At 47.6% G+C, this 22,498-nt stretch carries 25 protein-coding genes and 3 pseudogenes; 7 read left to right on the plus strand and 21 right to left on the minus strand.

Going from position 1 to position 22,498, the window contains the following annotated elements:
• Nucleotides 1-130: 130 nt before the first annotated feature.
• Nucleotides 131-1,498, minus strand: coding sequence for a C40 family peptidase (locus tag AK95_RS30050; RefSeq protein WP_071223579.1), 1,368 nt, complete (start codon nt 1,496-1,498; stop codon nt 131-133).
• A gap of 249 nt (nt 1,499-1,747) precedes the next feature.
• On the opposite strand from AK95_RS30050, the gene AK95_RS30055 reads away from it, so the two are divergent.
• Complete coding sequence (locus AK95_RS30055; protein WP_071223580.1) at nt 1,748-1,999, plus strand: hypothetical protein; 252 nt, start codon at nt 1,748-1,750, stop codon at nt 1,997-1,999.
• Between the two features lie 27 nt (nt 2,000-2,026).
• Here the strand turns inward: AK95_RS30055 and AK95_RS35255 are convergent, their stop codons facing one another.
• Both AK95_RS35255 and AK95_RS30060 read right to left on the minus strand, forming a co-directional pair.
• On the minus strand, nt 2,027-2,434 hold the full coding sequence (locus AK95_RS35255; RefSeq protein WP_074961978.1) for a DUF6075 family protein: 408 nt from the start codon (nt 2,432-2,434) through the stop codon (nt 2,027-2,029).
• Between the two features lie 250 nt (nt 2,435-2,684).
• Nucleotides 2,685-2,900 (minus strand): annotated as a pseudogene (locus AK95_RS30060) (methyltransferase domain-containing protein); the annotation flags it as partial.
• A gap of 44 nt (nt 2,901-2,944) precedes the next feature.
• Here AK95_RS30060 and AK95_RS30065 point away from each other — a divergent pair.
• The gene (locus AK95_RS30065; protein WP_071223582.1) at nt 2,945-3,247 is read left to right on the plus strand and encodes a hypothetical protein; all 303 of its coding nucleotides are present in this window, start codon (nt 2,945-2,947) and stop codon (nt 3,245-3,247) included.
• A gap of 125 nt (nt 3,248-3,372) precedes the next feature.
• Here the strand turns inward: AK95_RS30065 and AK95_RS30070 are convergent, their stop codons facing one another.
• Complete coding sequence (locus tag AK95_RS30070) at nt 3,373-3,615, minus strand: SHOCT domain-containing protein (RefSeq protein ID WP_071223583.1); 243 nt, start codon at nt 3,613-3,615, stop codon at nt 3,373-3,375.
• A gap of 203 nt (nt 3,616-3,818) precedes the next feature.
• Between AK95_RS30070 and AK95_RS35395 the strand changes: the two genes are divergently transcribed.
• Nucleotides 3,819-4,052 carry a four-helix bundle copper-binding protein gene (locus AK95_RS35395; protein WP_481855874.1) on the plus strand — a complete coding sequence of 78 codons (234 nt, stop codon included), beginning with the start codon at nt 3,819-3,821 and terminating at the stop codon, nt 4,050-4,052.
• A pseudogene (locus AK95_RS35020) lies at nt 3,979-4,188 on the plus strand (cytochrome P450); the annotation flags it as partial. The gene AK95_RS35395 and the pseudogene AK95_RS35020, both read left to right, overlap by 74 nt.
• A gap of 359 nt (nt 4,189-4,547) precedes the next feature.
• Here the strand turns inward: AK95_RS35020 and AK95_RS30075 are convergent.
• Entirely contained in the window at nt 4,548-5,261 is a 714-nt protein-coding gene (locus AK95_RS30075) for a cytochrome c biogenesis CcdA family protein (protein WP_071223584.1), read from the minus strand.
• Between the two features lie 251 nt (nt 5,262-5,512).
• Between AK95_RS30075 and AK95_RS30080 the strand changes: the two genes are divergently transcribed.
• Nucleotides 5,513-6,208 (plus strand): C39 family peptidase, encoded by a 696-nt coding sequence (locus tag AK95_RS30080; protein ID WP_235613257.1) that lies wholly within the window; start codon nt 5,513-5,515, stop codon nt 6,206-6,208.
• A gap of 19 nt (nt 6,209-6,227) precedes the next feature.
• On the opposite strand, the gene AK95_RS30085 is transcribed toward AK95_RS30080, so the two are convergent.
• From AK95_RS30085 to AK95_RS35200, 12 genes and pseudogenes are all read right to left on the minus strand, one after another.
• The gene (locus tag AK95_RS30085; protein WP_071223658.1) at nt 6,228-6,989 is read right to left on the minus strand and encodes a ZIP family metal transporter; all 762 of its coding nucleotides are present in this window, start codon (nt 6,987-6,989) and stop codon (nt 6,228-6,230) included.
• A gap of 12 nt (nt 6,990-7,001) precedes the next feature.
• On the minus strand, nt 7,002-7,478 hold the full coding sequence (gene lspA / locus AK95_RS30090) for a signal peptidase II (RefSeq protein ID WP_235613258.1): 477 nt from the start codon (nt 7,476-7,478) through the stop codon (nt 7,002-7,004).
• Nucleotides 7,479-7,533: 55 nt separating this feature from the next.
• Entirely contained in the window at nt 7,534-9,924 is a 2,391-nt protein-coding gene (locus tag AK95_RS30095; RefSeq protein ID WP_071223586.1) for a heavy metal translocating P-type ATPase, read from the minus strand.
• A complete protein-coding gene (locus AK95_RS30100) occupies nt 9,917-10,285 on the minus strand; it encodes an ArsR/SmtB family transcription factor (RefSeq protein ID WP_071223587.1) in 369 nt (122 codons plus the stop codon). Before AK95_RS30100 ends, AK95_RS30095 begins: the two co-directional genes overlap by 8 nt.
• Nucleotides 10,286-10,362: 77 nt before the next feature.
• On the minus strand, nt 10,363-11,772 hold the full coding sequence (gene lpdA / locus AK95_RS30105) for a dihydrolipoyl dehydrogenase (RefSeq protein WP_071223588.1): 1,410 nt from the start codon (nt 11,770-11,772) through the stop codon (nt 10,363-10,365).
• Nucleotides 11,773-11,812: 40 nt separating this feature from the next.
• The gene (locus AK95_RS30110) at nt 11,813-12,451 is read right to left on the minus strand and encodes a CadD family cadmium resistance transporter (protein WP_071223589.1); all 639 of its coding nucleotides are present in this window, start codon (nt 12,449-12,451) and stop codon (nt 11,813-11,815) included.
• A 143-nt stretch (nt 12,452-12,594) separates the two neighbouring features.
• Nucleotides 12,595-13,251, minus strand: coding sequence for a class I SAM-dependent methyltransferase (locus tag AK95_RS30115; RefSeq protein ID WP_071223590.1), 657 nt, complete (start codon nt 13,249-13,251; stop codon nt 12,595-12,597).
• A 34-nt stretch (nt 13,252-13,285) separates the two neighbouring features.
• Nucleotides 13,286-13,909: a class I SAM-dependent methyltransferase gene (locus AK95_RS30120; protein WP_071223591.1), complete on the minus strand. Its 624-nt coding sequence runs from the start codon at nt 13,907-13,909 to the stop codon at nt 13,286-13,288.
• Nucleotides 13,910-14,417: 508 nt separating this feature from the next.
• Nucleotides 14,418-15,218 carry an arsenite methyltransferase gene (locus tag AK95_RS30125; RefSeq protein WP_071223592.1) on the minus strand — a complete coding sequence of 267 codons (801 nt, stop codon included), beginning with the start codon at nt 15,216-15,218 and terminating at the stop codon, nt 14,418-14,420.
• 248 nt (nt 15,219-15,466) lie between these two features.
• Nucleotides 15,467-16,414 (minus strand): annotated as a pseudogene (locus AK95_RS30130) (flavin-containing monooxygenase); the annotation flags it as partial.
• Nucleotides 16,415-16,843: 429 nt separating this feature from the next.
• Nucleotides 16,844-17,266: an RNA polymerase sigma factor gene (locus AK95_RS30135; RefSeq protein ID WP_071223593.1), complete on the minus strand. Its 423-nt coding sequence runs from the start codon at nt 17,264-17,266 to the stop codon at nt 16,844-16,846.
• Nucleotides 17,241-17,369 carry a hypothetical protein gene (locus AK95_RS35200; protein WP_268801977.1) on the minus strand — a complete coding sequence of 43 codons (129 nt, stop codon included), beginning with the start codon at nt 17,367-17,369 and terminating at the stop codon, nt 17,241-17,243. Before AK95_RS35200 ends, AK95_RS30135 begins: the two co-directional genes overlap by 26 nt.
• A gap of 659 nt (nt 17,370-18,028) precedes the next feature.
• Between AK95_RS35200 and AK95_RS30140 the strand changes: the two genes are divergently transcribed.
• Nucleotides 18,029-18,568 (plus strand): RNA polymerase sigma factor, encoded by a 540-nt coding sequence (locus tag AK95_RS30140; RefSeq protein WP_071223594.1) that lies wholly within the window; start codon nt 18,029-18,031, stop codon nt 18,566-18,568.
• Nucleotides 18,569-18,767: 199 nt separating this feature from the next.
• Nucleotides 18,768-19,106 (plus strand): helix-turn-helix domain-containing protein, encoded by a 339-nt coding sequence (locus AK95_RS30145; RefSeq protein WP_071223595.1) that lies wholly within the window; start codon nt 18,768-18,770, stop codon nt 19,104-19,106.
• Between the two features lie 50 nt (nt 19,107-19,156).
• Here the strand turns inward: AK95_RS30145 and AK95_RS30150 are convergent, their stop codons facing one another.
• Genes AK95_RS30150 through AK95_RS30165 form a run of 4 tightly spaced genes read right to left on the minus strand, consistent with a single transcriptional unit; the run spans nt 19,157 to nt 22,391 of the window.
• On the minus strand, nt 19,157-21,481 hold the full coding sequence (locus AK95_RS30150; protein ID WP_071223596.1) for a VirB4-like conjugal transfer ATPase, CD1110 family: 2,325 nt from the start codon (nt 21,479-21,481) through the stop codon (nt 19,157-19,159).
• A complete protein-coding gene (locus tag AK95_RS30155) occupies nt 21,478-21,834 on the minus strand; it encodes a PrgI family protein (protein ID WP_071223597.1) in 357 nt (118 codons plus the stop codon). The genes AK95_RS30150 and AK95_RS30155 overlap by 4 nt, the downstream gene beginning before the upstream one ends.
• A gap of 37 nt (nt 21,835-21,871) precedes the next feature.
• Nucleotides 21,872-22,180, minus strand: a complete 309-nt coding sequence (locus tag AK95_RS30160; protein WP_071223598.1) for a hypothetical protein — start codon at nt 22,178-22,180, stop codon at nt 21,872-21,874.
• A gap of 25 nt (nt 22,181-22,205) precedes the next feature.
• A complete protein-coding gene (locus AK95_RS30165) occupies nt 22,206-22,391 on the minus strand; it encodes a hypothetical protein (protein WP_071223599.1) in 186 nt (61 codons plus the stop codon).
• Nucleotides 22,392-22,498: the final 107 nt, after the last annotated feature.

The following is a 22,498-nucleotide window of genomic DNA, read 5'->3' on the forward strand; positions in this document are numbered from 1 at the left end:
AGGCCTTCTACTAACCTTTTCATTTTGAGGCTCAAATCGGGTACCCGATCATGTTTGTTAAACGAAAAGCCCTACAGCACTTCGGTAATATGACCGAAGTGCTGTAGGGCTGTGATATGCTTCTTATAGGTCACTCCACAAAAGGAAAATACGGCCTACCATACATCACTTGAAGCTCGGCGTCGAATACATTCCGATATACAACCTGCAGGCGAGTGGAGGAGGCGTCAATGACCTTGCCGTTACCAGCATAAATGCCGACATGCGTAATATCCATAAATCGCCCGTTTTGCTCGTAGCTCCAGAAAATCAAGTCGCCGGCCATCAACTCATCTGCGGTGAGCGAAAGTCCGTTGTCTACGATGAAACGCGCCTGCTCTGCCGCCGTTCTTGGCAGGCCGACCTCTAATTGCCGATACACCCACTGAACGAGATAACTGCAATCCGTGTAGTTGTCCTGCCCCGCCTTTAGTTGGCTGTAGGGATCGCCCAACCGGGTCAACGCCAACTCGACAGCCTGGCTTCCAAGCACACCGGCAGGCAAATCGGTCATAATCGCTTCAAACTGTTCCGATGACAAGCCCACATTCTCGTCTTTACCAAGAAGCGCAAACATCATAGGTCGAAATGTTGCTGACAACAACTCTTCCATTATATCGTTCTGTTCAATAGAGAAATCATAGAGAGTTGCCTGCTGTTCTGCCGTTCGAGCCGTAATCGACAGATGCAAGACACGTTCATATTCCGTCACCGGATGCTCCTCTATGCTTCCGTCATCCTGCTCAATGGCGACCATTTCCGTATACTCCAGCGTCTCAACATGCGAATCGATCTGATTCATATCCCAATAGACCGTTTGCAGCATCTCGACTCGCTGCCGATCCATCGTTGCCACGTCAAATCCCGCCGTGGACATGGACGTTTTGACCGCAAAAACGGCCAATACCTCCGGCCAATTGTCGATGCGGCTTTTTTCTTCGCTGTCAACGTAATGGATTTCTACTCGATCTACATCTCCGGCCGCCTGACGTTCCTGCTCCAGTCGAGTCATGAATTGTTCATCCAACTCGTCTACGATCAACGATAGCTTCTGTGTACCGGGCTCTGTATTTTCATCTGCCACGAAGATGGCAAACGGGGAGGAGAGCAGCGCCGCAATAATCATGATGATGCACAGCAGAATAATAACGCTGCTACTGACTCCTAGCAGCGCGGCCACTCCCTTCACCAGCAGCGCTGTGGCTCGAACGAGCATTTTAATCATGCGAATATTCATGTGCGCGACTGCTCGCGCCCCTTGTATCGAATACCGTGCCTGGATTGCGGCCTGGAGCATTCGCTTCTGATGAGCTGCGTGCTTCTCATCCTTACTAGCATGATCGACCTCTGAAACGGAGAGATGAGCGGACTTGATGGTGCGAGCTACTACGTTAAGCGCTCGCCTTTGGCGAATCGTTCCTTTCTGCTTCATTTTCCCCGAAAGCGGAAAAGCCATCATAGCGGCCGTCCTCCGCTGCGGCGCATATCCTTTCGTTTTTCCATTGTGGTCGGCTTTGATACTGGCTGTTGTATGTCCAACTCTCTTTTTCCCGGCTGGTTGCCTTTCGGGCAGGTGTTGAACCACCGCCTTTCCTGATAAGCGCGGCGGTTTCCGTCTAGCGATTCGTGGTTGCCTCCCGTTAGCTGGCCAACGTTGCAATCTGGGCCGCGCGCTCGACCGCGAATCCTGGTCTGTATGTGGATGAGAATGACGCGCCTGATTGGAGTGGAGCCATCGCTTTCGGATGGTGGTTGCAGCTACCACCGATACACGCACGATACTGCCTATGGCTCCCTGTATATTCGCATCATTGCGATCTTGTATCTGCTCGGAAGAAGAACGGGTACGTTCCTGCACCTTGTATCGGGCGGTGCTGTTCCTTCCGAATACACCTCGTTTAAGTACGCGAACGTGCTTGTTGATCTGTTTGATCGACTTAACTATCCTTCTGATTTTTAGTTTTTTCAATGCTAATTCCCCCTCAACTTACCGACTACGTTCAGCTTTGGGCCTGAAGGAAGGGAATTGATATCTGCAATAATCGGGATAACGGAGGCGTATCGCTTCAAAAAAGTAAGGAGCAAAACCACAATCAAAAAGTTCATGCGGGGTTGAATAGCGTTCCTCCCCAGCTTGGCTCCAGCCATTCCAGAGATTGAACGCCAATCGGCAAGTGCGGATAGAGCTCCCGGTTTGCCAGGGCGCGGACAGACTTTCCGGCTTAATCCCACCATTTGAAAAATCGAATACGTCATGAATATGAGTGCGCGTATCTTTCGATATTCCTAACGTATAGAATAATGATCTGTGATAACTATCCGTGCATCTACGTTCTGTCAACATGCGATAGTAGAAGGCTTCATGTTGGGAGTCACGAAATAGGGTAGGTATCATATGCTTTCTCCTCTCAAAATGATTTGTGACAGCAAAAGAACCAATGGAAATGGCACTCCTCTACTAACCTTTTCATTCTGGAGTTCAAATCGGGTACTTAAATATCAAAATGAGTAAAGTTAATTCAAGTCGAAAAAAACTATTTAATATTTAACTATAAGTTCATCAATTAGAATCCAAGAAACCTGATTTTCATTATTGTGTTGGCGGGCAAAAGGTTTCCAAAAAAAATTATGGGCGCGGCTGACCATTCCGGTGTCATATCTACACCAATGACGCGGCCAGAAGCGCCCTCCTGACGGGAGGCAAGAAAGCAATAAAACCCGCCGCCGCTGCCCAGGTCCAGCACGACTTCTCCCGGTTGCAAAGCGGCAATGGCTTGCGGATTGCCACAGCCGAGGCCAAGGTTCGCCCCATCTGGAACGGATGTTAATTCTTCTGACGAGTAGCCCATTTTAGCGGAAACATCCGCGGCCGAACATCAAAAACGGCACGATTGACCGGGAACATATGCGGTCCCGCTCAGGCAAACCGAACTTTAACAGCCTGAAAGGAAAATGGATTTATTATCTCGCCATTCCCCGCATACTGACATCCGACACAGCCATGATTAAATTTCATAAATTAGGGGCAGAATTACTCATTTACGGCGGTTTTGATAAAACCATCGTCCACCTTGGCATATCCAGGCGAGAAGAAACCGAATTTAAAACGTGGTGTCCGCGCACCATCCTGGAGGAAGGCAAAACACCACCGCTGTACGGAACCAAACATATTGATGGACAACCAACACTTCGCATTCTTTCTTTATAAGCAGGATGCGAAATAAAACCGCAAAGCGTGGCTACACGCGCAATGACAAAGGCGCTACCAAACTAACCGGTAGCGCCTTCGCAGTCTTTCAAAAGATCAATTCTCGCCGGATTAATACTTTCTTCTTATTTCAAATCAGCGATTACTTTTTTCATCCGAGTATATTCATCATCGCTAATTTCGCCTTTTACATATCTTTCTTTAAGCAGCATGAGGGGACGATCCTCAAGTCTGCTTTTTTTCATAAGTAAACGAGTCACCATGTAAATCGTTATTCCAATAACAATAATGACGATAAGAGCTCCAATCCCCATCATGAAACACATCATCGCCATCACAGAACTGTCCATCATCATATGATCCATCATCGCCATCACCCCCTTGGTTTAGGATTGTTATTTTTTGTCCAATTATTCGTTCATTGGGGATCATCTTCCAAAGGGACGCATGCATAAAAGAATGTGGCTTGACAAAAATTACAATGAGTAAGAAAAACTAAGGGAGGAATAGGTTTTGCCAGCCACTGTAAATTCAACTGTCCAGCAATACCAAATGTGTATCGACGCTTGTAATAAATGTACGCAAGACATGCAAAGAATGTTTAAGTTCATGTTTGAAAGAACCTGATGTTCAAGCGAGAGTGAATTGTATCAATCTGCTCCGGGATTGCATCGATATTTGTGCTTTATCTGCTCAATTCATGGCGCGTAATAGCACATACGCCAAGCAAATGGGACGGAAGCCCCTTCGGCTTCATTCCGCAAGGTGGGGGCGATTACTTTATGGGACATCGTTGTGCCGGTGAATGGGTCACCATAGAAGTCATGAAAGTGAGTCTCGATTATTTAGTGAATCGAATGAATTATGAAGTTCCTGAGCAGGATTTAAGTTTCAGTATGGTCAGTATACCTAGTATTCCCCATAGTAAAGTAGTGTTCTAAAATGTTACGCGAAGGACTTAATTTGATTACACAAAAATAGCCGGTACACCTCTTAACGCGGTGAAATCGGCTATTTTTGTTTCTCCCCCCTAAGTGGGAAATTGGCTTCCTTATATGTAAAGTCTTTGCTTAAGCGTATTTTTTTGGCTTGTGCGCAAATACGCCCCGACAATGCGCCGCCCCTACTCCCAACCATAGACGACCGCCTCGCGGCGATCACATGTTGATGACCCCCTTTAATAATATTTAAGCTTTGTGGGTGGCAGTACCAGCTTTGCTGATATACCCTAATTTACATCCGTCAAAGTAAACAAAAAAGGGACGTACTCCTCAAGCAGTGTTAAGCAAATCGTGATAGTTTAAAAACCGGTAAAACCTCCATACAAACGAATTAACCATATCGTAATCTGCGTCATCTGGTCGGTGTATAACAAAATTCCAACCAAAACCATTAACGCACCACCTATTTTCATCATTTTATTGGAATATTTCATGATCCATTTCATTTTTCCGATAAAAAACGCCATGATGAAAAAGGGAAGGCCAAATCCCAGAGTATAGGCCAAAATATACAATATGGCTTGGTCAGGATTTGTGATGCCCAGAGCAACAATTGCAGATAAGATTGGACCTACGCAAGGCGTCCATCCGGCCGCATACGTAATACCCACCAATGTCGATCCGACATAGCCGGAAGGTCTCGTCTTCCATGCGAACCGTTTTTCTCGCATAAGTAACTGGGGCTTGAACACCTCGAGCATAACCAGTCCCATCACGACAATCAAAATCGCACCCAATCGACGGATTAGTGTACGATTGTTAGCAAACAAATCCCCTACTAGGCTGGCCGATAATCCTAGAGCAAAAAAAATAATGGAAAATCCGAGGATGAAAAATAACGTATGCAGCAAGGCTTTACGGTGAAAAAGACTTTGCCGTTCGTTTAAATCTTTGGTAGAGATACCCGTAATATACGAGATATAGGACGGGTACAAAGGCAGGCAACAAGGGGAAATAAAAGATAAAAAACCGGCCCCAAACGCCAACCAAATCGTAATATTTTCAGGGTTCAAAAACCATACCTCCTTATCACATGAAACTAAAGATTTTAATCTTTCTAGTAAACATGCTACGATAGGCAAAACATACCCTAGTTTCAAACAGACTAGAATAGAGGGAATGAACTTGTGCCATGCGTAGGACAATGATCCTGTTATCGAAATCTTTACAAATATCATTTGTTTACTCGATCATCAGCACGCTTATCATCATAAATGTGATAATAGGCAGCGTTTTGTACGAAAAGGTGTCAGGGAGGCCGATTTTGGCTTGGCGTTCACTTCAGTCGGAACCGTTAATGTTGCCTGAACCAAAAACAATCCCAATGCAAGACGTCTCGTCATTGCCCCAAATTAACATTGTAAAGCTCGATGCGCCTTTGATTAAACAATTGCCGGAGTTATATAACGGGTGTGAGATCACCAGTTTGGCCATGTTGCTTCAGTTTCATGGCATTGCTAAGAATAAAATGGAGCTTGTCGGCGAAATGAAAAAAGATCCAGCCCCAATGAAAACCGATGCGCAGGGCAACATTACGTATTGGGGAAACCCAAATCTCGGTTTTGTTGGGGATATCACAGGCAAGGAAAAAGGGTACAGTATCTATCACTCGGCTTTATTCGATTTATTAAAAAACTACATTCCAACCGCCGTCGATTTAACCAATCATTCGTTTGACACACTTGAACAACAATTGGCACAGGGAGTACCTGTTATTGCATGGACAACCACAACATATGTAGAACTCCCGAAATGGGTCGTCTGGGATTCACCTACCGGACCCGTTCGTGCCACGTTCTCCGTACATAGCGTACTTTTGGTCGGATACGATCAGCAGTACGTCTACGTCAATGATCCCTTATCCGGCGTGAAAGGGCAGCAGGTGGACAAGCAGCAGTTTATCAGGAGTTGGGAAGCGCTTGGAAAACAAGCTCTGTCCTACACGCCACCCAATAAGTAAAACATAACATGATCATGAATTAATGCAGGGCCGGGGCCAGCCAGTTGGTTCCCCATTGAAGCAGAAAATATAACAGGATACCTATAAAGAAAAACAACGCCGCACGGCGATCTCCGGATGCATTCACTACAGGCAGTAAATCGGTGGCGGCAACATACAGAAACACCCCTGCCGAAAAAGCAATCGCGACGGCAACCGTTTGTTCCCCAGGCAAATAATAGTCGGCAAAAATAAATGCCGTCAGCGCACCTGCCAATGTAGAGATTCCTAGTAAAAGTGCGGCGCCCATAGCCTTTGTCCTGTTTTTGGAAAGAATATAAATAATGGATGAAATCGTGAGTCCATCTGGAATTTTGTGAAGAAGCACGGCAATAAAGACCGTAATGCCCAAACGAAAATCGACCTCAAAACTGGCCGCGATCGATAACCCGTCAAAAAAAGTGTGGATGAGCATACCGGCCATGGCACCGACTGCGGTACTTTTTTCGTGTTGTGTGGCATGTGTTTCCTCGCCGAAGTGAAAATAACCGGCGACATATTGCTGAAAAAAGTAAATCGCCAATACACCGAGCAGGATGAAAATCGGGCTTGAGGAATCATGCTCCAAAGATTCCGGAATAAAATCCAAAATGGCAATAGCGATCAAAAGTCCTGCGCTTAAAGCCATCAAAGCATTCAAGCTCTTACGTGACCAATGTCGCTTTAACACAAAAACGAGGCCGCCGATCACATTGGCGGCCGCCGCCAGAAATACATAAAACAGACTGCCCCAATTCAGCATAACCACCCCGATCTACTCCGGTAAGCTCTGACTTGATGCCTTATCCGCTTTGGATGACCGAAACGTGTCAATCATGATCATAATAACTCCCGTCGTGATGAACACATCCGCCATGTTAAATACAGGATAGTTGATAAAAGTAAATTCCAGCATATCCACGACTTCGCCATGTAAAGCGCGATCCACAAAATTCCCCAGTGCCCCTCCAAAAATCAGGGCTAGCGCATAAGCGAGCAATTTTTGCTTGCGATAGATTTTGCGCAAATAGACGATAATGCCAATAAGAACTATAGCTGTCACCACGATGAAAAATAGTCGCTGGTTTTGCAAGATGCCAAATGCGGCCCCCCGATTCCGAATGGATGTCAATTGAATAACACCCGAAATAAGCGGTATTTTTTGACCGAGATCCATATAAGTTGCTACACTCCATTTGATCAATTGGTCAACGGAAAAAGCGATAATAGCGAAAATAAAGTAACGAAGCACATACACCATCCTTCCAAATAAAGAGTTAGGGGCGTAAAACCCCTAACTCGCTTATTTATTCTTTCACGCGCATGAGTCTCAATCCGTTTAATGCAACCAGGAGCGTTGCCCCCATATCGGAAAGAATAGCAATCCACAACGTCAGCCAACCCGGAATAACGAGCAGCAAAGCAATCAATTTTATCGCAAGCGCAAACGTGATGTTTTGCTTGATGATGCTAAGTGCATTTCGGCTTAGTTTGATCGCAAATGGAAGTTTCCGTAAATCGTCGCCCATCAAAGCCACGTCTGCTGTTTCCAGCGCGGTGTCTGTGCCAGCTCCGCCCATCGCGATGCCGACTGTAGAGGCGGCCAGCGCAGGGGCATCATTGACGCCATCCCCGACCATGGCTACGTTCCCGTAATCGGATCTCAATTGTTTAATAAAGTCCAATTTGTCCTGCGGCAGCAGTTCCGCCTGAACATCCGATACGCCGACATGTCCGCCGATGGCAGTTGCCGTACCCTTGTTATCACCGGTAAGCATAATCGTTTTTTTGATGCCCAGCTGGTGCAGCTTTTGAATAACGTCCTTACTCGACTCGCGAACTTCGTCCGCTACGGCGATCACCGCGAGAATTGTACTGTCAGTTCCGACAACCATGGCCGTTTTGCCCGCGTTTTGAAGGGTTGTAACCAATTGCTCCTGCTCGCTGCTGAAACGAGTTGTTGGCAGTTCTTTGAAGAGTTTTGGATTGCCGATGTAAAACGTCGTTCCGTTGACTATCCCTTTAATGCCTTTGCCTGTAATGGAAGAAAACTCGTCAACCTTTACATCCGAATACGAAATGTGTTCCTCTTCGGCTTTTCTCATGATCGCTGACGCCAGAGGGTGTTGAGAACGGTACTCTAAAGCCGTAATGACAGATAGTAATTCCGATGTATTTGTCTGATCGTTAAACACCTTGAAATCCGTTACAACCGGGACTCCTTTTGTTAGCGTGCCGGTTTTATCAAATGCAATGGCCTTCAAGGCTCCCATTTCTTCGAGATAAACGCCGCCTTTGATTAGGACACCTTTCTTGGCCGCATTTCCGATTGCCGACACAATGGAAATTGGAGTCGATATCACAAGCGCACAAGGACAACCTACAACGAGTACAGATAAACCTTGATAAATCCATGCGGCCCAACTCCCATCAAAGAAAAGCGGAGGAATAACCGCGACTAAAGCGGCGACAATCATGATGATGGGTGTATAGTACTTCGCAAATTTATCAACAAACGCTTGCGAAGGAGCGCGTTCTCCCTGTGCTTCCTCAACCAGGTGAATAATTTTTGCAATGGTTGTGTCATCCACAAGCTTTGTTACCTTAACTTCAAGCAAGCCTTCTTCATTTAACGTACCGGCAAAGACATCGTCATTGATCGTTTTTTCTACCGGTACGGACTCACCAGTAATCGCGGCTTGATTCACGGCGGAGTATCCACTTACAACCACACCGTCCATGGCGATCTTTTGACCGGGTTTCACGATCATAACGTCTCCAACGGCGATATCATCAACATGGATCATCATCTCTTGTCCATTGCGTCTTACAAGAGCTTCTTTTGGAGCGATGTCCATTAAGGAACGGATCGATTGTCGCGCGCGGTCCATTGAGAATCGTTCCAGTGCTTCACTAATGGCAAACAAAATAACGACAATCGCGCCTTCTGCCCATTCTCCGATGATCGCGGCTCCAATAATGGCCACGGTCATCAAGGTTTTCATGTCAAATTCAAACCGAAGCAAGTTTTGGAAACCGACTTTAAAGAGTGAGTATCCCCCCATTACAATAGAGGCCGCAAATAATAAGGAAGTGATCAGGTTTTCTTCGCCATTGACATACTGGGAAAGATAACCGAAAACGAGCAATAACGTCGCATTCAGTAACGTGCTGTGCCTTTTATAAAAAGGCTGTTTGGCTTCCTTTTTGACTTCTTGCGTCGCTGCCCGTACGGTTTTTTCCGGCGTTACCTTCAGATTTTCAAATGCGCCGGCTTTCTCCAGTTCTTCAATCGTTGCATCACCGTACACGGCAATTTTTGAAGCCCCGAAGTTCACTTTCGCATCCCGAACCCCTGGTAGCTGCTTCACGTTATTTTCAAACTTCCCGGCACAGTTCGCGCAAGTAAATCCTTGAACGTTGAATACGTTTTTTTCCTCGTTCACTTCCGGTTTTGCCATCCGTACCGGTTTTTCAGGGATGACTTTAAGATTCTCAAATGCACCGGCTTTCTCCAGTTCCTCAACAGTGGTTTCACCGAAAACGGCAATTTTTGAAGCGCCAAAGTTCACTTTCGCATCTTGAACGCCCGGCAATTGCTTGACATTATTCTCAAATTTCCCGGCACAATTCGCGCATGTAAATCCTTCAACGCGGTACACGTTTTTGTTCTCTAATGATTCAGCCACTTTATTCAACGCCAACAACCTCCCTTTGATGCTCAATGGCGAGCCTTATCATTTGTTTAAGCTGCTCATCTCCCAAGGAATAAAAAACGAGCTTCCCTTCCTTCCGATAATTCGCAATGCCCATGTTCCGCAGCAGCCGTAAATGATGGGAAGCCGTCGCCATCGTGGAGCCGATAATATTGGCCACATCACAGACGCATAACTCGTCTTCATCGCACAGGGCATAAGCAACCTTTAGCCGCGTATGATCTGCAAGCACTTTAAAGACTTGCGCCATATTCTGAAAATCATTTTTGCTTAATTTTTCCCGGACTCGATTGACCTTATCCTCGTCATAACAAAAGATCTCGCATGTATCTTGGTTTTTCAATTCCCATCACCTCAATCTAATGTTCATTTGATTATTATATTATGCTTGCGCCATTGGTTTGTCAAAGGCAAACAAAACTAAATATGAATGGGATGGCCAAGGGCAACTTCTGCCGCTTCGGCCGACAATTCCCCAAGTGTCGGATGCGCATGAATCGTGAGGGCTAAATCTTCCATGGTCGTTCCCATTTCAATTGCCAAGGCAATTTCCGGAATCAAGTCGGACGCGTTTGTGCCGACGATTTGCCCGCCAAGGATCAAACCTGTTTTCTTATCGCCTACCAGCTTGACGAACCCCTCGGACGCACTCAAAGAGAGAGCACGCGCATTTGCCGCAAACGGAAACTTACCCACCATGATGTCATATCCTTTCTCTTTGGCTTCAGGTTCGCTAAGTCCTACGGAAGCAATTTCCGGATCGGAAAACACGACCGCAGGTATCCCTTTATAGTCGAAGGCACTTGGCTGGCCAGCTATGGCTTCAGCAACCACTTTTCCTTCGTATGAAGCTTTATGCGCCAGTGCAGGACCAGGGATAATATCACCAATCGCATAAATATGTGGAATAGACGTTCGCCCTTGTTGATCGACTTCGACCAGTCCCCGGTCTCCAATTTTTACCCCAATCCGGTCAAGACCGAGTTCGCCATCAGTATTGGGTCGGCGTCCTACTGTCACAAGAACATAATCGGCCATCACTTGTTGTTCGGTCTGATCTACCGTAAAGGTAACCGTGATTTCATCAGCCGACTGTTGGGCGGATTGAGCCATGGCGTTCGTATATACCGTAACGCCATGGGAATCCAGATTTTTTTTGACAATCCGGGTAATTTCAATCTCGAATCCAGGCAGAATCGACGGTGAACCTTCCAAAATGGTTACGTTCGTGCCGAACTTCGCGTACATTTGGCCTAGCTCAATACCGATATAGCCACCGCCGATGACGACCATCCGCTCAGGGATTTCGGTAAGGGCGAGTGCTTCCGTGGAGGACAAAATTCGATTTCCATACGGGAATGCTTTTAATTCAATTGGGCGCGATCCGACAGCAACGATACAATCGTCAAATTGGTATCGGAGCGATTCTTGTTCATTATAGAGACGGGCTTCCCGATCATTTATGAACAACGCTTCTCCTTTGAAGACCGAGATTTCATGCTTTTTGAGCAAGGATTGAATACCCGTTTTGAGGCGATTCACCACTTTCGACTGTTTCCACTGTTGAATCTGTGAAAAATCTATATCAACGCCTTTCGCTTTTAACCCGGATATGCCGCTGTCCAGCATTTGTTCATAACGATGCGCCGCTGATAGCAACGCTTTGGACGGCACGCAGCCGCAATTGAGACATACACCTCCGAGTTCCGATTTTTCCACCAGCAACACTTTCTTGCCGAGCTGCGCGGCTCGTATAGCTGCAACATAACCCCCAGAACCACCGCCGATGACCAACAACTGCGTGTGCATGCTTGCGTCGCCTACTACCATTGTGTTTCCCTCCAGTTCGTCATTTCGATTTACGTGAACGTTATCCAAACAGTCTTATGAGATATGCAAATGAATCACCATGCAGCATGATCGAAATACCTAATGCGACAAACACCAGTGGAACAATGACACTTCCGTACTTTTCCAGAATCTTCAGAATGGCCGGGAAGCTTGCCAGCCGATACGCCAGGAAACACCATACCGCGACCATCAAGAGGAACACAATCGCGATGGATAAAAGTGACGCATTCCCCTGGGTCGTAAAATACGGGATGTATATGCCCAGGTTATCCCCCCCGTTGGCAAAGGTAATCGCAGCGACCTTACCCGTTAGTGGTCCAAACAATCGGTTGTTTGAAGGTTGTGACTTTAGATCGCCCAATTTCTCAAGCGCTTCCTCTGCCTCATCTTCTTCCTCCTTTTTGAGGAACATTCGGATACCGAGATAAATCGGTATCAGCCCGAGAAACCCGGCCCATTCGGGTGGCAAAAATGTAAAACCGAAAGCCCCTAATAGGCTCAATACAACGAGCAATCCGAACCCAAGATATTGCCCTAGAACAACTTGTGTGTGCCGCGCTTTCTCAATCTGTGCGAAAAAGATCATCAGCACAAAAATGTCGTCAACGTTTGTCACGATGAACGTGCCAATAGCGGAAAGAATTAATGTGAGTGACATAGCGATTTGCTCCATCCAATTGTAGATTTACATGTTCTTATATCCAAATACTTATTTGATTAAACATTACCATTTAACAAAGGTTTACTCCGGCCAGCTATTTGCGGCAGTAGCAGTGAAGCTACCTTCACCGCAATGCTGTTTTATTTCTTCGCTTTGTATAAAGAAAGGGTTCCGTATACTGTCATAAACCTATCCGTCTCTTTAGATGTAGCAAACCCGGCCTTATCGATGATTTGCGGTATCAGGCCATTTACATTATCTGCTGTCGTTTTAAAACCATCGAGGATTTGGATTGAAAGGAACGCAATGCGCATGAGCCGATTTTGCGCCTTTCCCCAATCCGCTATGTGAAGTTCACCTCCTGGTTTAAGTACACGAAAAATTTCTTTTAGTGTTCGGAGTTTATTTTCTAAAGTCAAATGATGAAACATTAGACTTGTGACAACATGATCAAATGAATGATCAGGGTAGGGAAGTTCAAACGACATTCCTTGATTAAATACGATGTCCATTCCCATATCCACTGCTTTTTTCTCTGCAATTCGGAGAACATTCGGATCAATATCGAGTCCGGTTACTTCTGCTTTCGGGTAAGCTTGTTTTAAAAGAAGGGTTAATGTACCGGTCCCGCATCCTAGATCAAGCACTCGCTGCCCCGAATCAACTTGAATTTGTCTAATTAATTTGTTCTTGAAGGTAGACTCCCTCATTGTCCAGCGTAATATCGGATCATAAAATGATGTAAGCCAGTGAAATCTCAGTGCTGGTATAAAATCTCTAGTGTCTTCTTTACGCATCTTTCACCCTCCATCCGGACATCTTGCCAGTAGTTTAAGCTTGGATTTTACGAAGTATGATTTTCCGATACATGCCGTTAAATAAGGCAGACTCATCTTCCTCCACTCGAATATGGTTTTCGTATGGTTTTACGACTTGTTCAAAATGACGGCCAATGTCCGTCCCCATCATTGCTACGACGGGACGAAGGAATTTCTTAATTACAGGCAATTCCTGCGAGGGAGGGGCAAATTTATCGAAAATGACTATACGTCCCCCAGATCCAGTAACCCGAATCATTTCTTGAAAACACTGATCCGGATCGGGTACGACAGATAGGATCAGATTCGCAATGACCATATCGAACGATTCCGGAGAAAAGGCCAAATCTTGCGCATCCATTTCTGTGAACGTAAAGTTTGGTGCATCATATTTATTTCTTGCTTTATCAAGCATGTCGGATGACAAGTCAATTGCAGTAACAGAAATATCTTTGCCCATAATGAACTGTAAGTCTGCTCCCGTACCGACGCCCACAAAAAGAATTTTGCTTCTCGGCTTAATGTCGAGGTTCTCAAAAATCTTTTTCCGGGCGTTTAAAAAAGGGCCGGAATTAAAGAAATAATCATAGAAAGGAGCCCAGAACCGATAAATCACTTTGTTCCAAGAGTTATTCATAGTCGATTCTTTGCCCCCTCAACAATCAAACGTTAATTTGATTATTATAATACACCAAACCTCTCGAATATTCAAATACATATTTGATTATTTGTTCAACTTGAAAAAAATCATAAGTTCCGAATAAGTAGCTCAAAAAAGTGTGAAGGAACTGACATGCTGCCCCCTCGGTGGAAAGGATACGGCATTGGACCATATACGGGGATTTTGATAACGCCATTGTACACCTTGGCATATCCAGGCGATAAAGAAACCGAATTTAAAACGTGGTGTACGTCCGCGCACGATTCTGGAGGAAGGCAAAATACCGCCGCTGTATGGAACCAAACATATTGATGGTCAGCTTCGCAATATTTCCTTATAAAGGGGATGCGAAATATATAGGGTATAAACCGCAAAGCGCAGCTATACGTTGCAAAGGCGATGGCGCTGCCAGCTAACCGGCAGCGCCTTCTTATTTATGCTTGTTCGGCTCAACACGAGTTGCAACAGTTCAGCCCGTCACTGCTCATGGCTTGATGGCACGTATCGCGGCGGACACCAGGTATTGTTCGATATTTGCGCCGGGAATCCACTCCTTGATGAATGTCCGGGATTCGTCTTTAGGTTCAATCTCAATTTGGGTAAAACCGCTTTGCGCAAGCATGGCCTCCAGTTCGCCGACGGAGGAAGCTCCTGAAATGCACCCTGAATAGATACGGTCGATATCCTGCTTGATTTCTTCCGGAAAATCGGCTGTTGCCACGACATCCGATATGGCCAGTCTGCCGCCGTTACGCAGCACACGGAACGCCTCGTCAAAAACCTGCTGCTTCGATGGGGACAGATTAATGACACAGTTTGAAATAATTACGTCAACCGAATGATCCTGAACCGGCAGATGCTCGATCTCGCCCAGCCGAAATTCCGTATTGGTAAATCCGCTTTTACTGGCATTTTCGCGAGCGCGGCTGACCATTTCCGGTGTCATATCTACACCAATGACGCGGCCGGAAGCGCCCACCTGACGGGAGGCAAGAAAGCAATCAAACCCGCCGCCGCTGCCCAGGTCCAGCACGACTTCTCCCGGTTGCAAAGCGGCAATGGCTTGCGGATTGCCACAGCCGAGGCCAAGGTTCGCCCCATCCGGAACGGCTGTCAGTTCTTCTGACGAGTAGCCCATTTTAGCGGAAACGTCCGCGGGCGACTCACAGCAAGCATTAGCTGGCGCTGGCGTACAACAGGACCCCGCCCCTACGTCCTGTAAGACGATCTCCTTATACCGATTCCGAACGTTTTGACGAATTTGACAATTACTCACTTGATTCATGAAAGATCACTCCTTAGTTTTTTTATACAATCAACAGCAGCTCGCAGCGCAACAAGCCGTTGGTGTTGCACGAATGATTGGCCGCCTACTAAAGAATCGGACCGATTGCTTTTGCATAGCGTCTTACCATTTCCACGCTTCTCTAGCAGATCGTTCGATTTCCCTTTGGCGTTGTTTCATGAGCATTTCCGCAGCAAACCAATTGAGGTTCAAGTCGGTTCCATCCTTTTATCAAAAAATGTAAGCATTCAGTGTTTAAGATGATGCAAAAGCTTTTTAACAACAAACTGCGCGTCCGGCCCCACCCCCCTTAAGGTAGCAGAAGCAAAGGAACGCTGCCCTTCCAGCCCCACATAATAAAGCCCCGGAACGTCGCTTATGCCTGCTTGATGTAACGGCCTTCCTTCCGCATCCAGCGCGCCAATCGCTTGAAGGTAGGGAAGATACGGCCGGTAGCCTGTCGCAAAGATCACCGTATCCACCGGCTCTTTTGTCCCGTTCGGCCAAATGACGCCATCCTCATAAAAGGATGTGAACATCGGTTGTTGATCCGGTTTTCCTGCCGCTACTTTTTCTTTGTACCCGCCTGAATCGTTCACCGCACTTGAACTCGGCGCGGTTTTCCCGAACCGCCAAAATGGAAAGGTGTCAAACCCAATCAGTTTGATCCAAAAATGCACATCCTGACCCAACAGCCTCGATTTCATGAATTGGACCGGCCGGAGTACCGCTAAAGACGTCTTGCTCACCTCGGCCAGCTCAACACCGATCTGTACGGCAGAATTGCCGCGCCCGACCACTACGACGCGTTGATTGCGAAATGGCTCCGGATTCCGGTATTCGGAGGAATGAAGTGTGCGGCCTTGAAACGCCTCCTGCCCCGGCACAACTGGCGTATAGGGATTGTGAAAGGAGCCGGTCGCATTAATGATGGTGCGCGCCCGAAACGTATCCCCTACCGCCGTACGGACCGTAAACCCTTCTCCATCCCTTTCGACCGATGCTACGCGCTGATTGGTTCGGACCGGCAATTGAAATTTTGCCCGGTAATCCTGTAAATAACGAATGACTTCATCACGCTTGGGATAGCCATTCGGATCGCCGGGGAACTTCATGCCTGGCATCGACGAGAAACGTGCTGGAGAGAACAGTTTGAGACTATCGTAATAACGCGGCCACGAGCCTATAAGTCTATCCCTTCCTAATGGTTTCCTAAATATAGACGTAGGTTGGGATGGATTGGGAAGCGCTGCATAATGCTTTTTATAGGATGTCTTGGGCTTCAAGCGCATGTTGTGGAACCGGAACCGGGAACCCCACCCGTTCCATTGCCGCAGCAAACGCCGGGCCCCCGCGCCGTCACCATCACACGCGGGTAGTATGGCTTATTTTATCCATCACATAAGCGTATACAGCTTCCACAGTGTCCAATTCATCCGGCCGAAGGTACTTGCCCGATAACTCAAATCGATAACCATAAAACATTTGCCCACCATCAGGAGAACTTTGCCGTCATCGATCATGTCTGCTGCACAAGTATATTTCAAAGTGAACAACAAATGCGTGACCACACTTCGTCACGCATTTGTTCATAGCCTGTTTGATTAGCGTTTCACTGATCTCATCTACTCCGATTTTAACAACCGTGCCAACTGCTTAAGTCCCCGCTCAATTGATTTACGCACCGTACTCTCATCTATTTGTTCCGACCGCGCTATCGCAACTTTGCTCATACCCAACATATAATGCGCATAAATTCGTTGAACCCATTTGCTCGGCAATTGGCACAAGGCTTTGTATAACTCTTCACGGGAAGCCTTTTGCAGCAGCAGTTCTTCCGGGGAAGCCGGATTGAGCAAGGCTTCTTGCTCAATTCCATCTTCCCGATCCAGGGAGAAATACGCTCGATTTCGATATCTCCTTAAAATGTACGCGCTTTCATCCAAATCAAACTGTCGCAGCTCGCGAGCCATCTCTTCTTCAACCTCCACCCAAATATCGGTTTGGTAGAAGGGATAGATTTCACGCAGGTTGATTTTTATCTTCATTTTGTTCGCCTCCGGTTTGGTTTTTTCGTAAAACCAAACCGGAGGCGGGGAGCGGCACCCCCTGCTGCCTGTCCATCGCTTCCTTCGATGTTCTGGCAGACAAAAAGAACCTCCCGCTTGAGAGGTTCCGGCTAACACATATTTCATTCCGCGTATAGCCGATTGTCGCGGGAAAGCAAACTTCCCACTACCAGAAGCAAGACAGGGGGAAGAAATCAAGCTATCGTACATTCGAGGACATCGCATATCTATCAGCTCCTGCCCGCAAGGCAGCACCGCCGTGATAGCTTGTCTCAAGTTGTCCTGGCGCTAGCCGGAATGCAAATGATGGATGTTCAAAACCTCCAGCCTGCTCTACTCCAACTGAATAAGTTAGTCCAAAAGAACCATTGGGCGAAGATTTAAAATTAGGGTAAAATTCCCTTATACAACATGTCGCTATCTAGTCGTAAAATCACATATTGCGTCAAAAAAACGTCAATTCATGACAAAACGACCGGGATTCGATACCATTTCCCGGGAGAATCTGCTCATCGAAAGCCATCCGTTGCGGGATAAGCAATGCCTTTGGAACCAGTTGAATGATGGAGGGGTTGAAGATACAACAGCGGGAAGACTCTCTGTGTCTGCTTGCTGCTTGTATACATAGCTGTTCATAAAAGGGGGGGATTAACAAAAGCAGCCTACGTTCACGTTGCCCAGCCGCTCCGTTCCATTCATCGTTGTCTGTGTACCTGAAATTAGAAGGAGGGCGCGATTTTGATGAATCTCGGGAGTCATGAAACGTTTTTTGTGGATGTGTTTCGCAGGTATTTCACCCGCATTTTGAACTACTGCAAGAGGTTAACACGGGGGCAGGCCGTCGAGATGGCCGAGGAATGTGCGCAAAACACCTTTGTGCAGGTGCAAGTAAATATCGCAACCTTGCAAGCTCATCCCAATCTTGCGGGCTGGCTGTACAAGACCGCACGGAATCAAGTGAACACTCTGTTCCGAAAGCTTTATCGACGACGAAAATACGAAATTCCGATCAGCGACAGCATCGCCAATCAATTGACCGCCAACAGTTTTGAATTGTACGAGGTTTTAATCGCGACCTTGAACATGGACAGCCTAGCTCAGCATGTCTTACAGAAGCTCAGCCGCGTGGAAACAGAATTGTATGTCGATTACTTCAAGGAACGCCTCTCCATACACGCGCTCAGCCAGAAATACAGCCTGTCGAAAACGGCTGTCACGACGCGCATCTATCGCTTGAGAAAAAAGATCAAGCTCACGGTTCGCCAAGCTCTGTTTGGTTAAGCGCATGAATACTTGATTGAACAATATCAGGGGAGGAGCCTCGGCTGAGTGCCGAGTTCCTCCCCTTTGCGATTTCATCCTGCCTCGTATAATCCATTATCCTCTAAAACTATAATTTGTGGTTGTACCTATAGTTTTAAGACTCTCCACCCCTCTGGAAGTGTAGTCTACACTTTTAGTAGAGAGGTTGTGGTATGGTATGGGTACGTTTGCGCAAATTGTAGGGGCCAGAATTCGCCTGCATCGAATGGCTCATCATTTGACACAAGAGCAGTTGGGCGAGCGCATTGGCATGGCTGGCAGCTACCTTGCCCAAGTGGAACGCGGCGAAATCAATGTCAAATTGAATACGATTGAAAAAATCGCTTCCGGTTTACATATGTCAGTCCATGACCTGTTTGGCGACCAAGCAGGCAGCTTGCAAGAGAATCCTTGGATATGGGAGAGTTTGCTGCTGCTCTTGCAGCAGGACGAAGCCCGGCAGCGCCAAGCTCACCGTATTTTGAAGGCGCTGTTGACCGAGGGAGACGGCGATTAAATCGTGTGAGCTAAAGGAGCAGCATCTATCCTGCCGCTCCTTCAGCTTGCCTATTCGCCCGGCTTCGTGGTCATTAACTGATACAGCATTGTGTCCCGCGGGAACTGATCGGAGAAAGGAACCAACGAACTCCCGATCTTCATCAGCCCGTTCCCGGCGTCCACATTGGTGATGTAGGAGAGCTGCAAATCCGAAATATTCAGCAATTCCGCAAGTTCCTTGCGATCTGTACTGGACTGATTCAGCATCACAATAAATTCGCTGTTGGCCAGCATCGTCCTCGCGGTATGGCTTTGCAGCAAGTCGTCCACATTTTGCGTGATGCCCGTACAAAAAGCGCCATACTTTCGGACGCGTTTCCAAAGCGCGTACAGAAAGTTGGCGCTGTATTCGTGTTGGAACAATAAATAAATTTCGTCAATGAAGATATACGTGTTTTTGCCCTTTACCCTGTTTTGCGTGATGCGGTTGAGAATACTATCCAGCACAACCAGCATCCCAATCGGAAGCAATTGCTTGCCCAAATCCAGAATGTCGTAGCAGATCAGCCGGTTATTCACGTTGACGTTTGTCGGTTGGGCAAACGTGTTCAAGCTGCCGGACGTAAACAGCTCAATTGCAAGCGCAATGTCCTGCGCCTCCGGCTCCGCTTGCCTTTGCAACTCGGCATGGAAGTCTCGCAGCGTTGGCGGCTCCCCCTTGTATTGGCTCTGCAAGAAGCTTCGATAGACGCTGGCGGTGCAACGGTCGATCAGCGATTTTTCCTTTGCCCCCAACGGGTACCCGCCCATCAACTGCTCACACAGCGACAACACAAACTCGGACTTCAGAATGATCGGATTGGCTCCGTCGCCATACTGCCGGTTCAAATCCATCGCATTAATGTGGTTCGACGATGTAGCCGAGATATGAATCGTCTCGCCGCCAAGCGCCTTCACCAAGGCGGAATATTCCCTTTCCGGGTCGATCAGGATCACATCATCGTCGCTTGCCAGCACCTGGTTCACGATTTCACGTTTTGCCGTGAAGCTTTTGCCGGAGCCGGGAACGCCCAAAATAAAGCTATTTCCGTTCAGCAACTGCTTACGGCTGGCAAAAATCATGTTTTTGCTGATGACGTTCTGCCCTTGGTAAACGCCGCCGGGATGCATGACCTCCTGGGCGCGGAATGGGACAAAGACCGCCGTGCTTTCGGTCGTTAGCGTCCGCAACGCATGCACCTTGCGAAGCCCATACGGCAAAACCGTATTCAGACCGTCCATCTGCTGGAAGGTCAGCGGGGCAAGCTGGCACAGATGCTTGCGGGCTGTCGTAAGCAAAGCTTCGGTGTCCTGGTCAAGCTGTTCCTTGCTCTCCGCAATATGCACCATCGTGAGCAGTCCGAACATCATCCGCTGATCCCGCGTGGTCAGATCGTCCAGAAACTCCTTGCTCTCCTTGCGCTGCTGCTCCATGTTATAGGGGATGACCGCCGAAAAGTTGTTGTTTTTGTTCTGTCGCCGCTGCCAGTTCGTAATGTTGGTTTCCACGCCGAGCAGCCGGTTTTCCACCTCGCGCACCGCCTCGTCGGTCGGGATCGGGATGACATCTAACGACAACAGCAGATTGCGGTTCAGGTCGCACAACTCGGCAACCATGCTATCCTTGATGTAGCTGGCATATTCCCGCAGGAAGAGCGCGCGGCCATAGAAGCGTCCCATGCGAAAATGATCCCGCTCAAACTCCAGTGTGTCCGGACAAATGTAGTCCTTGAAATCATGGCCTTTGCGCATCGTTTCCGACAAATCGAAGCGAAAGTCGGCTTCCTCGCCAATGCGATAAAAATCATGCAGCCTGCGCAAGCGATCCGTCGCATTCAGCTCCGTACATTTGGAGCCGAGCCGTGTAAAATGCCCGGACAACTCGGCACCGATCCGCGCAAAATATTGCCGCGCTTCCTCAATGTTCTTTTTTACAATGGAGACGGTGATGTACTTTTCCTGATACGTTTCATTGGCGCCGGTCGCTTTGTCGAGCAGCATGCGGTTATATTCCTCCCGGTACGGGTCTAACCCGTCCTCCCGCAGCGGGATCAGAATTGAATCAGCCAAGTCAGTCCGGTTTAGTCGCCGGTTGTTGATCGTAATTTTCGTCGTTGCTCCGCTGTCCAATGAATTAAGCAGTTCGCCGTAAGCGAGGAACATCGCTTCCTTGTCCTCTCGTGAGGCCACAGCATAATTAATATCCTCAAAGCGAAACGACTTGGAGAATTTGTTGCCAACCCAAAAAATCCCGTCCGGCCACATGGCTCGAATCGGGATCGCTTGTTGAACACCCTTGGGAACGACAAAGCGCTCCTTGTCTTGGCTCAGGATGCGCTTGAGCGTTTTAATCATCGCGTCTCCTCCAGACCGCGCTGCCGTAGCTTCAACCGCAGCGCTTCAACATAATGGTTGGTCGAATGGAAGACGAGCCGCTTCGGCATCAGAAACTCCGACTTGATATACGCCCACAGCAGTTGCTCTGCGGTCATGCCGTGGTACTGAATAAAGCCCAGCGCAGCACAAGGTGCTGCCCCGAGGATACACATCCAGCTTACCGTTTCGATGCCCACTTGACTCCGCAAGCCAAAGTACAGGCCAATCGCCGCGCCTATGGCCAGAACAGAAAAAAAGAACTGCCGCAAGGACAGTCCAAAGAATAAGCTTTCCGTATATGCCCGGATCTCCCGGTTAATTTTGATCTCCATACGCATCCTCCCAATCTTCTGCTGCCATAGAACAGAGTTACCCTTCCAAAGGCTCATCCTCTTCCTGCCAGATCAAGGGGGACAGCAGCGCAACAGCGAGTTGAATGCCATCCTGCATGCCTCTCAAATACAGCTTCTCATTCATCATGGCAAGCAGCAAGCCATGCCGATCCTCCCATTCTGAAAAGGCCGGTGATTGCTTCAGGTCGATCCCGGCAAACAAAGCCTGAAAGGCTTTCTCTTCCTCCCTCCGTATTTGCTCCAGATCGGGATGATAGGCTATCTTGGCCGTCACCTTGTCCAATCTCTTTTGAATGATTTGCCTGAACCATGATGGAAACTCCATACGCGCTCCCCCTCCCCTTCTTCTACTACCGTTCATGCTGCTTCTGTACACGCTTCCTGCGTTGAGAACGAACCACGAGAAGATCGACTTTCTGACTGAGTTCCTGCATTTCTCGATTGTCGGCTAACGAAATGGATTGCTTTATCAGGCGCAATCCCAATTCGTTCAAGCGTTTCCGTTCTTCTTCCAGCTCTCGCTCCAACTCTTTCATCGATTATCCTCCCGTCTGAGAGCCGATCCGGATCAGCGCCAAAATCATCTTTATAGGATACATAAATGGTACTTACGAACCACTAATAAGTCAAACATATAATCAAG

The sequence above is a fragment of the Paenibacillus sp. LC231 genome, from assembly GCF_001860525.1.
Lineage (GTDB): Bacteria > Bacillota > Bacilli > Paenibacillales > Paenibacillaceae > Paenibacillus_AQ.

What these genes read in the sequence shown, in the direction of transcription:
- AK95_RS30050 (WP_071223579.1), bottom strand. Translation starts at nt 1,498, where the DNA reads ATGATGGCTTTTCCGCTTTCGGGGAAAATGAAGCAGAAAGGAACGATT.
- AK95_RS30055 (WP_071223580.1), top strand. Translation starts at nt 1,748, where the DNA reads ATGACGCGCCTGATTGGAGTGGAGCCATCGCTTTCGGATGGTGGTTGC.
- AK95_RS35255 (WP_074961978.1), bottom strand. Translation starts at nt 2,434, where the DNA reads ATGATACCTACCCTATTTCGTGACTCCCAACATGAAGCCTTCTACTAT.
- AK95_RS30065 (WP_071223582.1), top strand. Translation starts at nt 2,945, where the DNA reads ATGCGGTCCCGCTCAGGCAAACCGAACTTTAACAGCCTGAAAGGAAAA.
- AK95_RS30070 (WP_071223583.1), bottom strand. Translation starts at nt 3,615, where the DNA reads ATGATGGATCATATGATGATGGACAGTTCTGTGATGGCGATGATGTGT.
- AK95_RS30085 (WP_071223658.1), bottom strand. Translation starts at nt 6,989, where the DNA reads ATGCTGAATTGGGGCAGTCTGTTTTATGTATTTCTGGCGGCGGCCGCC.
- lpdA (WP_071223588.1), bottom strand. Translation starts at nt 11,772, where the DNA reads ATGGTAGTAGGCGACGCAAGCATGCACACGCAGTTGTTGGTCATCGGC.
- AK95_RS30110 (WP_071223589.1), bottom strand. Translation starts at nt 12,451, where the DNA reads ATGTCACTCACATTAATTCTTTCCGCTATTGGCACGTTCATCGTGACA.
- AK95_RS30115 (WP_071223590.1), bottom strand. Translation starts at nt 13,251, where the DNA reads ATGCGTAAAGAAGACACTAGAGATTTTATACCAGCACTGAGATTTCAC.
- AK95_RS30120 (WP_071223591.1), bottom strand. Translation starts at nt 13,909, where the DNA reads ATGAATAACTCTTGGAACAAAGTGATTTATCGGTTCTGGGCTCCTTTC.
- AK95_RS30125 (WP_071223592.1), bottom strand. Translation starts at nt 15,218, where the DNA reads ATGAATCAAGTGAGTAATTGTCAAATTCGTCAAAACGTTCGGAATCGG.
- AK95_RS30135 (WP_071223593.1), bottom strand. Translation starts at nt 17,266, where the DNA reads ATGAAGATAAAAATCAACCTGCGTGAAATCTATCCCTTCTACCAAACC.
- AK95_RS30140 (WP_071223594.1), top strand. Translation starts at nt 18,029, where the DNA reads ATGAATCTCGGGAGTCATGAAACGTTTTTTGTGGATGTGTTTCGCAGG.
- AK95_RS30145 (WP_071223595.1), top strand. Translation starts at nt 18,768, where the DNA reads ATGGGTACGTTTGCGCAAATTGTAGGGGCCAGAATTCGCCTGCATCGA.
- AK95_RS30150 (WP_071223596.1), bottom strand. Translation starts at nt 21,481, where the DNA reads ATGATTAAAACGCTCAAGCGCATCCTGAGCCAAGACAAGGAGCGCTTT.
- AK95_RS30155 (WP_071223597.1), bottom strand. Translation starts at nt 21,834, where the DNA reads ATGGAGATCAAAATTAACCGGGAGATCCGGGCATATACGGAAAGCTTA.
- AK95_RS30160 (WP_071223598.1), bottom strand. Translation starts at nt 22,180, where the DNA reads ATGGAGTTTCCATCATGGTTCAGGCAAATCATTCAAAAGAGATTGGAC.
- AK95_RS30165 (WP_071223599.1), bottom strand. Translation starts at nt 22,391, where the DNA reads ATGAAAGAGTTGGAGCGAGAGCTGGAAGAAGAACGGAAACGCTTGAAC.